Origin of the sequence: Meiothermus sp. QL-1 (assembly GCF_003351145.1) — a bacterium.
In the GTDB taxonomy this organism is placed as follows: Bacteria; Deinococcota; Deinococci; order Deinococcales; family Thermaceae; genus Meiothermus.
Genome location: NZ_QQSV01000007.1, coordinates 17,757 through 28,308 on the forward strand (window position 1 = coordinate 17,757; position 10,552 = coordinate 28,308).

The following is a 10,552-nucleotide window of genomic DNA, read 5'->3' on the forward strand; positions in this document are numbered from 1 at the left end:
CTAGTAGTCTAAGGCAGGATTCGCAGACCCAGGCGGGGGGGCTCGGTGGGGTATAGGTTGCTGAGGGCCACCACCCCTATCCGGGCTCCTCCGCGCCGCCCGCTGAGCTGGGCCGCCAGGGCAGCGAACTCCTCTAGAGGAATCCCTCCCTGGGCCAGTTTCTCCGGCACCCAGCCGGCCTCGCTCAGCCGGGCCTCAACGGCCTGGCTGAGCGCGTTCAGTTTGCGCCCCAGCTCGCCTGCGCTGGCCGGGAGCGCAAGAAGGGCCGAGGCCAGCACCTCCCCCTCGGGGAAGGCTTGCTGGCGCGGCCGGTACTCGAGCACCACCCGCACCCGCCCCTCCCCACCGATGCCCTGCACCCGGGCCAGGAGGAGACCAGGTCCCTGGTTGCCGAGGTGGGGGGTCTCCACCAGCTCCATGCCCCTGAGCCCCAGCAGGCGTATGCGGTTCTCGGCCCGCCGGGTAACCTCGGCCAGGGCTATCTGCTCGTTGCCCGGCTGCACCGGTTCCTCGGCCAACAGGACCATTCTGAGGCTCCTGTCCAGGCTGGCAGCAAAGAGCCGGTTGCGCTCCTTGAGCTGCTGCAATTCCCGCCGCGCCTCTAGCAGCCGGTTCTTCAGCTCGCGGTTCTCCTGCTGCAGGCTCTCCACCAGCCGGAGGGTGGCCTCATCCGAGGCGGGCGGGGAGAGGCCTCCCCCCAGCACGGCCACGTCCCCTTCCAGATTGCGCTTTTCCGCCTCCAGCTCCCGCAGCCTGGTCTCCAAGACCCTGGAGCGCTGCTGGAGCTCTTCGAGGCGGGCTAGAGACCCCCGTTGGGCTGCTTCAACCTGGCGAAGGCGATGCTCGGCTTCCCTTACCTGGGCCTCGAGCGCGGCCCGGTCCGAAAGCAGTCTGCGCTTCTCTGCCTCCAAGCGCTCCTTCTCCTGCACCAGCCTCAGCCGCGTCTGCTGCAACGCTGCCAGGGCCGCACGCAACGACCGGCCCTCCTCCTTCAGTCTTTCCAACTCCTGGCGGAGCCGCTCCCGCTCCACCAGCGCCTCCTCCAGGCCCTGCCGGGTCTGCCGCTGGAGCTCCACCTGCTGGGCAAGCTGCCGGGCCAGCAGGTCTATGCTCCGCTCAAACTCGTCCCGCTCAGCCTTGAGCTGTTCGTACTGGCTGAAGATGCTGGCGGCCCGGTTCTCCAAGCGCCCTACCTCGGCCCGCAAACGGTCGCGCTCCTGTCGAATGGCTTCGGCCTGCAGAATGGTCTCGCGGGCCTCCCGCACCAGCAGGAAAAAAGTCCCAAAAGCCCCCAACGCAATCAGCGCCCCTGTGCCCACCGCCACCAGGGTGGCCGTCGCTCGGGGCCGCAGACCCAGCAGGCGCCAGTGGCGCTTGCCCACCCGCCGCGCCACCAGATCGCCTACGTAGGCCACCAAGCTCGCTACCAATACCAGCAGAATCAAAATGGCCCAGAAGGTCATACCGCTACCTCGTACGGGGCACAGACCTCAGGGCAGCGCCACGGCCCATGCTTCACAGTTCGTACTCATCACCCAGGTAGTGCTTGCGCACCCCCGCATCGCGGGCAAAGGCCTCTGGTGAGCCATGGAAGGCCATCTGGCCGTCGTACATGAGGTAGATTCGGTCGGCAATGGCCAGGGTCTCCCGCACCGCGTGGTCGGTGATGAAAATGCCCACCCCCCGCCGCTCGCGCAGCTCGGAAATAAGCTTCTGAATGTCGTGGACGTTCTTGGGGTCCACGCCAGTAAAGGGCTCGTCCAAAAGGATGAAGTCGGGGTTGGTGCAGAGAGCTCGAGCGATCTCCAGCCGCCGCCGCTCTCCCCCCGAGAGGGTGTAGGCGTAGCGGTCCTTCAGGTGGGCAATTCCCAGCTCTTCCAGCAAGGCCATGGCCCGCTCCTTTCGCTCGGCCTTGGCCAGGGGCTGGAACTCCAGCACGGCCAGCAGGTTTTCCAGCGCGGTAAGGCGGCGGAAGGCCGAGGGCTCCTGGGGCAGGTAGCCGAGGCCCAGCCGGGCCCGCTTGTACATGGGCAGGCGGGTCACATCCTGCCCGTTTAGATGAATCCGACCCGCGTTGGGCTCAATGAAGCCCACCAGCATGTAGAAGGTGGTGGTCTTGCCCGCCCCGTTGGGGCCAAAAAGGGCCACGATCTCCCCGCGGGAAAGCTCCAGGCTCACCCCCCGCACCACCTCGCGCCGCCCATAGCGCTTGGAAAGACCGCTGGCCTCCAGACGGGTGGTCGCGCGGACTCCTTCCCTCTGCAACACGGTCTCCATTCTTTTTCCAGGGTAGCACCCCGCGCTAAGGTGGCCGTGAGAGGCCCCGCCTTTCCCCTACGGCCCCCAGAGCGATAAGCTATCGGTTATGGTAGTCACCCGCATCGCCCCTAGCCCCACCGGCGATCCCCACGTGGGCACCGCCTACCAGGCACTCTTCAACTACGTCTTCGCCAAGCAAAACGGCGGCAAATTCATCGTTCGCATCGAGGACACCGACCGAACCCGCTACAACCCCACCTCGGTAGAGCGGATTCTGGGCATGCTCGAGTGGCTGGGCCTTTCGCCCGACGAGTCCCCCACCAAGGGGGGACCCAACGGGCCCTATGTGCAGTCCGAGCGCCTGCCCATCTACCAGAAGCACGTGGAGATACTCCTGGCCAAGGGCGCTGCCTACCGGGCCTTCGACACCCCAGAGGAGCTGGCCAGGGCCCGGGAGGAAGCCCTGCGGGCGGGCAGGCAGGAGATGGGCTACAACCGCCGCTACCGCGACTATCCCCCCGAAGAGGCCGAGCGGCGGGCCAGGGCGGGCGAGCCCCACGTGGTGCGGCTCAAGGTTCCCCTCACGGGCAAGACCGTGGTGCACGACCTGCTCCGGGGCCCCGTGGAGTTCGACAACAGCACCCTGGACGACAAGGTGATCCTGAAGGCCGATGGTTTTCCCACCTACCACCTGGCGGCCATGGTGGACGACCACCTGATGGGGGTGACCCATGTCATCCGGGCCGAGGAGTGGCTCACCAGCACCCCCTTTCACATCCACATCCTCAAGGCCTTCGGCTGGGAGGAGCCGGTCTGGTGCCATACCCCCTTGCTGCGCAACCCTGACAAGTCCAAGCTCTCCAAGCGCAAGATGGACACCAGCGTGGACAGCTACAAGGCCCAGGGCATCCTGCCCGAGGCCCTTTTGAACTACCTGGGCACCATGGCCTGGAGCATGCCCGATGGGCGGGAGATATTCAGCCTGGAGGAGATGATCGCCCACTTCCGCCTGGAGCGCATCCGCTTGGGAGCGCCGGTCTTCGACCTGGAAAAACTTAAGTGGATGAACGGCAAGTACATCCGCGAGGTGCTGAGCCTGGAGGAGCTCACGGAGCGGGTCAAGCCCTTTCTGGCCCGCTCGGGGCTCTCCTACCCCTCAGAGGACTACCTGAGGCGGGTGGTGGAGGCCATGCGGGCCCGCTTCGAGACCCTGCAAGAATTTGTGGACAAGTCCATGTACTTCTTCAGCGAGGCCTACCCTATGCAGGAAAAAGCCCTGGCCAAGCTCATGGAGGGGGCCCGTTTCCTACCCGAACTGTACGGACAACTGGCCAAGGCTCCGGACATGCTCCCGGAAACCACCGAACCCCTGCTGAAGAGCTACATCGAGGCCAAAGGGGCCAAGGCCGCCCAGGTCATGCAGCCCCTGCGGGCGGCCCTGACCGGCTCCCTCGAGACCCCCGGGATGTTCGACCTGCTGTTTATCCTGGGCAAGGAGCGGGTCCTGAAGCGCCTGGAGCGGGCCATGGAGCGGGTGGAGGCCCTATAGGGCCTGCCGGATGGCCTCCACCGCCTCGGGGTTCTCCAGCGCCGAGAGGTCGCCAGGGGGCTGCCCCAGGTAGGCTGCCCGGATGACCCGGCGCATCACCTTGGCGTTGCGGGTCTTGGGCAGGTCGCTCACAAAAAGGAGCTTCTCGGGCCTCAGCGCCTTGCCCAGCCGGCCGGTGATGGTCTCGAGGATGGCCCGCTCCAGCTCGGGGCTCGGGGTCTGGCCCGGCCGCAGCACCACGAAGACCACCGCCACCTCCCCCTTGAGGGGGTGGGGCACCCCGATGGCCGCGGCCTCCTTGACCGCCGGATGCTCCACCGCGGCGCTCTCGTACTCCGCCGGTCCCACCCGCTTGCCGGCCACCTTGAGGGTATCGTCGCTGCGCCCCTGGATGAACCAGTGTCCCTCGGCGTCCACCCAGGCCCAGTCCCCGTGCACCCAGACCCCCTCAAAGCGGTTCCAGTAGGTGTTCAAATAGCGCTCGGGGTCGTTCCAGAAACCCTTGGTCTGGCCCGGCCAGGGCTTGAGGACCGCCAGCTCCCCCACCTCGCCCCGCACCGGCCGGCCCGCCGCATCCAGCACCTCGGCGTGGATGCCGGGGGCGGCGGTGTTGAAGCCCATGGGCTTGATAGGCCGCCAGGTGGTGCAGCCCAGGATGCCCCCGCCCACCTCGGTGCCCCCCGAGTAGTTGATGATGGGCAGCCGCCCCTGGCCCACGGTGTGGAAGAACCACAGGTAGGGCTCGAGGTTCCACGGCTCCCCGGTGGAGCCCAGCACGCGCAAGGCCGAGAGGTCGTGCTGGCGCACGGGCGCCTCAAAGGGCATCAGGGCCCGCACCAAGGTGGGCGAGAGGCCCAGGTGGGTCACCCGGTGCCGCGCGCACAGGGCCCAAAGCCGCCCCGCGTCCGGGTAGTCCGGGGCTCCCTCGTAAAGGAGAACCGTGGCCCCCAGGGTAAGCCCCCCCAGAATGGCCCACGGCCCCATCATCCAGCCCATGTCGGTGAACCAGAAAAGGGTCTCGCCCGCTCGCAAATCGAAGAGGTGAGCCAGGTCCTGGGCCGCCTTGAGGGGAAAGCCGGCGTGGTAGTGCACCGTACCCTTGGGCCTGCCGGTGGTGCCCGAGGTGTAGATGAGCATGAAGGGGTCCATGCTCTCCACGGGCGTGTAGGGGGCCTCGGGCGGCTGAAGGGGAACCCAGGCGTCCCAGGCCACTTCCCGCGGACCTAAGGGGACGTCGCCAAAACGGCGCACCACCAGGATGCGCTCCACGCTTGGCGCGAGCTGGGCTGCCGCCCGGGCCTGGGCGAGCAGCGGCACCCGGCTGCCCCGACGGTAAAAACCATCCGCGGTGATAAGGAGGCGGGCCCCGGCGTCCTGCAAGCGGGTGGCGGCCGCCTCGGCCGCATAGCCCGAGAAGATGGGAACGAAGATGGCCCCCAGCCGGGCCACAGCCAGCGCGCTGATGGCGGTCTCGGGGAGCATGGGCAGGAAAAGCCCCACCCGGTCGCCCGGGCCAATCCCCAAGGCTGCCAGCGCTTGGGCGGCCCGGGCCACCTCGTCCTCCAGCTCGGCGTAGGAAAGCCGCCGCACCGTCCCCTCCTCCCCCTCCCAGCAGAGGGCCAGAGCCTGCGGCCGGGTCCGGGCGTGGCGCAGGGCGTTCTGGGCCAGATTGAGCCGCCCGCCCACAAACCAGCGGGGCCACTGGGGGCCTTGGGAAGCGTCCAGCACCTGGGTGTAGGGGTGCAGCCACTCGATCCCTAAAAGCTCTAGGGTGGCGCGCCAGAAAGCCTCGGTCTCCTCGATGCTATAGCGGTAGAGGGCCTCGTAGTCGGGAAGCCCTAGGCGTTCCAACAGGGCCTCGAGGTGGCTGCCCCGGGTGTAGGCCTCGGAAGGAAACCATAGGGGGTCCATAGGCGTCTACCCCATAGTCTAGCGCCCTAGAGCGTTCAGCGTTTGCGGAACAGCAGGCCCAGAAAACCCTTGCGCACTGGCTTTTCCTCCTGAGGGGGCTTGGGGGGTTCCGGGCTCGAGGCCTTCTGCACAATCTGCAAAAAGGCCTTGAGCGTGGCCCGGGTGGCCGAATCCTTGACCAGGAGGTTGCGCACGATGCGGTCCAGGTGGGGCGGCAGGCCCGTGGGCGGGGGCAGCCGGTGCAGGTGGGCGTAGCCGAGCTCTTCAAGCGTCTCGCCCACGAAGGGCCGCTTGCCCACCAGAAGCTCAAAGGCCATCACCCCAAAGGAGTAGGCGTCCGACGCAGGGGTGGCCGCCTCGCCCGCAAAGAGCTCCGGGGCCATATAGAAGGGGCTTCCGGCCCGCTCCAGCGGCCTGGGGTTCTCGCGGGTCCTGGCCACGCCGAAATCGCCCAGCCTAAACCGGTTCCCCTCGACAAAGATGTTGGAGGGCTTGACGTCCTGGTGCACGATGCCCCGCTCGTGCAGGTAAAGGAGGGCCTGGGCAATCTGGGTAAGGCACTCCAGGGCTTCTTCCCGGCCCAGGGGCCCCTTGCGCAGACGGTCCTCGAGGGTGCCCTCTGGAAAGTACTCCAGGGCCAAAAAAGCCCCTTCCCCCTCGGGGCGGCCCGCCAGCCCCCGCACCAGGTGGGGGTGGCTCAGGCTAAGGGAAAGGGCCACTTCCTGGGCGAAACGCTCCGCCAGGGCCCTATTGGTCCGCACCTCCCGGCGGGGCACCTTGAGCGCCACCTGGGTGCCGTCGGGCGCACGGGCCAGGTAGACCTGAGAGGAACGGCCCAGACCCAGCAACATCTCCAGCTTGAAGTCCTGGCGGGTTAGGCGGCGATAGTCCATGGCATCCGCGGCCCATTACACCACATTTAGAGGCGTAGCTGCCCCCCGGGCTCCAAAGCCTCGCCCCCAATTCCCAAAAGCCCGGCCCGCCGCACAAAGGCCGCTCCGTCCTGGGCGATGGGGGGGAAGGTGTTGTAGTGCACCGGCAGTACCTGTTTGGCCCGGATGAGTTCCAGAGCCTTCAAAGCATCGTCGGGGCCCATGGTGAAGTGGTCGCCAATCGGCAGCACCGCCAGGTCGATGGCATAGGAGGCCAGCAGGCTCATATCGCTAAACAGGGCGGTGTCGCCCGCGATGTACAGGCGCTTACCGGCCAGCTCGAGCACGCACCCCTGGGCCAGGCCGCCGTAGGTGCCGTCGGGGAAGGAGGAGGAGTGCCAGGCCGGGAACCACTTGAGCCACCCCCCAGAAAAGCGGTAGGTGCCGCCCAGGTTCATCCCCACCCCCTTGGCCCCCTGCCGCTCGGCGTAGCTTACGATCTCGTAGTTGGAAATGATGGGGGCCCCGGTGCGCTGGCTGATGGCCACGCTGTCGCCGTAGTGGTCGCCGTGGGCGTGGGTGAGCACGATCAGGTCGGCCTCCACCTGGTCGGCCGCGAGGGCTGCCTTGGGGTTGCCGGTGAGAAAGGGGTCCACCAAGACCCGCGTGGTGCCATCGGTGATCAGAAGCGCCGAATGACCCAGGTACCTGACCTCGAGCACGGTAACACCTCCAGATGGCTATCAGTATATGGGGGGCTCAGGCCCCCTGCGCCAGCCGCTTCAGCTCCCGCTCCAGGTTGCGCTCAAACGCAGCCTCGGCCAGCCGGCGCAAAGCCCGCCCTCCCCACTTCTCCCCGGGGGGCAGGCTGGCATGCAGCCGCAGGGTGAGCCGGTACTCCAGCCCGCCCTCCACCACCTCGCCCCGGCCCGCCAGCTCCACCCAAAAAGGCGGGGGGTTCTCCAGGGGCAGCGCTTCCAGACGGGCTACTCTCCCCTCGGGGTGAATACGGCTGCGAAAGGGGAATTGGATTTCTCCAAGGAGGGGGGCCTCGGCCACCAAGACCCCCTCCAGCCAAAACCCCTCCCGCCTCAGCATCCTAAAGGGGGGGCGGCCCGAGAAGACCCGCTCGGGCTGGTAGAGATGCTCTGGAGGCTCGGGCAAAAAAAGGCGAAAGGATTTCTCTAGCAACACCTGGCTCCCCCTCGCGGGCCCTAGTTCACCCACTCCACCCGCACCTGCCCAGCCCGCACCAGTTGTTCAATTTCCTCGTCGGTCACGTTGCGCAGGCGCGAGAGATGGGCGAACTCGGGGGCAGCCGAGGCCAACCCCACGCGCACCACCAAGACCTCCTCCCCCTCGGCCTTGCCAATCCGCCAGACCAGGTGGTTGCCGAGCCGCTCGAGCAGGTCGTCCATGACTTCAAGCCTACCGGGCCCGAAGGCCTGGGTAAAGGGCGCTGCCCACAGTAAACTTAGGCCCGTGGAAGCCATTGTGCTGGCCGGGGGCAGGCCCGACGACCCCCTGGCCAAGAAGTTCGGCGTGGCCAGCAAGGCCCTGCTGCCCTACCGGGGCCGCCCTCTGGTGGAGCACACGCTACAGGCCCTACAGCAGGCTGGACTGGAGCTCATCCTGGTGGGCCCCCCTGGCGCCTACACCCCTGCCCCGAGCCACCACCTGGGCGACCAGGGAAGCCTCCTGGCCAACCTGAAGGCCGGGCTAGAGGCAGCCCGAAGCGAGCGGGTGCTGGTGGCCACCGGCGACATGCCCCTCCTCTCCAAAGAGGCGGTCCGCTGGGTGGTGGACAATGCTCCTGTGGCGGCCTTCGTCTACCCCATCGTGCCCCGTGCCCTCATCGAAGCCCGGTTTCCCGGGATGCGCCGCACCTACGCGCGGGTGCGGGAGGGAACCTTTACAGGGGGAAACCTGGTCCTCCTGGATAAGAAGCTCTTCCACACCGCCCTACCCCTCCTTCAGCAGGCCCTGGCGCTGCGCAAAAATCCGCTGGCCCTAGCCCGCCTGATTGGCCTGGGAACGCTATTTGGGGTGCTCCTGGGAAAAGCCAGCATCCCTGTGCTGGAGGCCCGGGTCTCGAGCCTCCTCAAAGCACCGGTCCGGGCCCTCATCACCCCCTACCCCGAGGTGGGGGTGGATGTGGACCAGGAGCGGGACCTGGCCTGGCTGGACAGGGTGTAGACTGAGGCCCGGATGCGAACGGTTCGTGAGCTGCGCATAGCCGGCCTCATCGCCTATCTAGCCGCCCTGGTCTCCGGCCTTCTGGTCTCGGGCATCCTGCACCTGGCCTTCGGGGAGCGAGGCCAGTTCGGCTGGGAGGGCTTCAACCTTCTGGGCCTGCTGGAGGGGCTGGCCTTCCTTCTGGTCTTCACCCTCACCCTCTGGCTGGCCAAGCGGGCGGTGCGGGTCAACACCACCACCCTGCTTTCGGCCGGGCTCTTCGCCCCCACCTCGGCCCGGCGGCTGGCCCGGCCGGTCCCGGTCATCCATGCTCTGGAGTCTTTCGAGGGCAACATCGCCGTGCTGCTCGAAGGCGACCAGCCCGTGGGGGTAATCGGTATCGCCGACTCGCTGGTCCCTTGGGACGAAGCCCCGGTTGTTCCAGGCGAGACCGCCGCCAGCGAACTGGGCGCGCTTTTTCGCCAACACCAAATCGTCTTTGTGGCCGACGGCAGCACAATTCACGGCATCATCACACGAGAGCGTTACTTCAAGTATCTGGGGTCTTAGGGCCGTGCGTCCTGCAAATAACCCGGGGTCGCCCTGGCCCTGGCGTATCCTTGAGGGTAGGACTGGAGATGCCCATGAGCAAAGCCCTTGATATCGTAGACCTGCTCAACCTGGCCGTGGACCGGGGCGCCAGCGACCTGGTCATCACGGTGGGCCTGCCCCCCATGATCAAGGTAGACGGCGAGTTTCGCTCCACCGAGTACGATGCCCTTACCCCTCAGGAGACCCGCCGGCTCACCTACGCCCTGATGGACGAGAAGCAGCAGCGGGTCTTCGAGGAAGAGAAAGAGCTCGACTTCTCCTTCAGTCTACCGGGCAAGGGCCGCTTCCGGGTCAATGTCTTCCTCCAGCGCGGCAGCGTGGGCGGGGTGCTCAGGGTGGTGCCCTCCAGCACCAAAAGCTTCGATGAGCTGGGCCTGCCCAAGACCATTGCGGAGATTGCCAACAGCCCGCGCGGCCTGGTGCTGGTGACAGGGCCCACCGGCTCAGGCAAGTCCACCACCCTGGCCTCCATGATCGACTACATCAACGAGAACAAGGCGGTGCACATCGTCACCATAGAAGACCCCATCGAGTTCTTCCACCGCCACAAGAGGGCCATCATCAACCAGCGGGAGGTAGGCTCCGACACCCATAGCTTCCAAAAAGCCCTACGCTCAGTGCTGCGCCAGGCCCCGGACGTAATCCTGGTGGGCGAGATGCGCGACTACGAGACCATCTCCGCCGCCATTACCGCCGCGGAGACCGGGCACCTGGTGATGGGTACCCTGCACACCAACAGCGCCCCGGAGACCATCGACCGCATCATCGATGTTTTTCCCGAAGCGCAGCAGGAACAGGTGCGGGTGCAGCTCTCCAACAACCTGGTGGCGGTCCTCACCCAGCAGCTCCTGCCCAAAGCCTTCGGCGGGGGGCGGGTGCTGGCCTACGAGCTCATGGTGGCCACCCCGGCGGTGCGGGCCCTCATCCGGGAGGGCAAAAGCCACCAGCTTGTGAGCGTCATCCAGACCGGAGGGCAGCACGGCATGATCACCATGGACGCCTGCTTGGCCGACCTGTACAAGCGCAAGCTCATCAGCTACGAGACCGGCCTCGCGCGCGCGGTAGACCCGAAGGAGTTCGCCCGCCTGGCCGGGGCTGGCAGCGCCGCCCCCCAGGTGCAGACCAGCATGCGGCGTCCGTAGATACCCCTGGCGTTATTTGAGCGTTCAGGCCG

The 10,552-nt window shown here is 67.0% G+C and carries 11 protein-coding genes; 4 read left to right on the plus strand and 7 right to left on the minus strand.

Annotation, left to right across the window (positions count from 1 at the left end; translation table 11 throughout):
- Positions 1-8 precede the first annotated feature (8 nt).
- Both DV704_RS08370 and lptB read right to left on the minus strand, forming a co-directional pair.
- The gene (locus DV704_RS08370; protein WP_114799126.1) at positions 9-1,463 is read right to left on the minus strand and encodes a DUF3084 domain-containing protein; all 1,455 of its coding nucleotides are present in this window, start codon (positions 1,461-1,463) and stop codon (positions 9-11) included.
- Between the two features lie 52 nt (positions 1,464-1,515).
- The gene (gene lptB, locus DV704_RS08375) at positions 1,516-2,277 is read right to left on the minus strand and encodes an LPS export ABC transporter ATP-binding protein (RefSeq protein WP_114799127.1); all 762 of its coding nucleotides are present in this window, start codon (positions 2,275-2,277) and stop codon (positions 1,516-1,518) included.
- 88 nt (positions 2,278-2,365) lie between these two features.
- On the opposite strand from lptB, the gene gltX reads away from it, so the two are divergent.
- Entirely contained in the window at positions 2,366-3,808 is a 1,443-nt protein-coding gene (gene gltX, locus DV704_RS08380) for a glutamate--tRNA ligase (RefSeq protein ID WP_114799128.1), read from the plus strand.
- Here the strand turns inward: gltX and DV704_RS08385 are convergent.
- Genes DV704_RS08385 through DV704_RS08405 form a run of 5 tightly spaced genes read right to left on the minus strand, consistent with a single transcriptional unit; the run spans position 3,803 to position 8,009 of the window.
- On the minus strand, positions 3,803-5,719 hold the full coding sequence (locus DV704_RS08385; RefSeq protein ID WP_114799129.1) for an AMP-binding protein: 1,917 nt from the start codon (positions 5,717-5,719) through the stop codon (positions 3,803-3,805). The two genes, gltX and DV704_RS08385, sit on opposite strands and share 6 nt — an antisense overlap.
- A gap of 35 nt (positions 5,720-5,754) precedes the next feature.
- Positions 5,755-6,612, minus strand: a complete 858-nt coding sequence (locus tag DV704_RS08390; RefSeq protein WP_114799130.1) for a serine/threonine-protein kinase — start codon at positions 6,610-6,612, stop codon at positions 5,755-5,757.
- Between the two features lie 26 nt (positions 6,613-6,638).
- Positions 6,639-7,313 (minus strand): metal-dependent hydrolase, encoded by a 675-nt coding sequence (locus DV704_RS08395; RefSeq protein ID WP_114799131.1) that lies wholly within the window; start codon positions 7,311-7,313, stop codon positions 6,639-6,641.
- A gap of 37 nt (positions 7,314-7,350) precedes the next feature.
- Complete coding sequence (locus DV704_RS08400) at positions 7,351-7,785, minus strand: DUF3809 family protein (RefSeq protein WP_114799132.1); 435 nt, start codon at positions 7,783-7,785, stop codon at positions 7,351-7,353.
- 20 nt (positions 7,786-7,805) lie between these two features.
- Positions 7,806-8,009: a DUF3248 domain-containing protein gene (locus tag DV704_RS08405; protein ID WP_114799133.1), complete on the minus strand. Its 204-nt coding sequence runs from the start codon at positions 8,007-8,009 to the stop codon at positions 7,806-7,808.
- A gap of 64 nt (positions 8,010-8,073) precedes the next feature.
- Here DV704_RS08405 and DV704_RS08410 point away from each other — a divergent pair, with 64 nt between their 5' ends.
- From DV704_RS08410 to DV704_RS08420, 3 genes are all read left to right on the plus strand, one after another.
- Entirely contained in the window at positions 8,074-8,787 is a 714-nt protein-coding gene (locus DV704_RS08410) for a molybdenum cofactor guanylyltransferase (protein WP_114799134.1), read from the plus strand.
- Between the two features lie 12 nt (positions 8,788-8,799).
- On the plus strand, positions 8,800-9,336 hold the full coding sequence (locus DV704_RS08415; RefSeq protein ID WP_114799135.1) for a hypothetical protein: 537 nt from the start codon (positions 8,800-8,802) through the stop codon (positions 9,334-9,336).
- Positions 9,337-9,410: 74 nt separating this feature from the next.
- Positions 9,411-10,520 (plus strand): type IV pilus twitching motility protein PilT, encoded by a 1,110-nt coding sequence (locus DV704_RS08420; protein WP_114799216.1) that lies wholly within the window; start codon positions 9,411-9,413, stop codon positions 10,518-10,520.
- Positions 10,521-10,552: the final 32 nt, after the last annotated feature.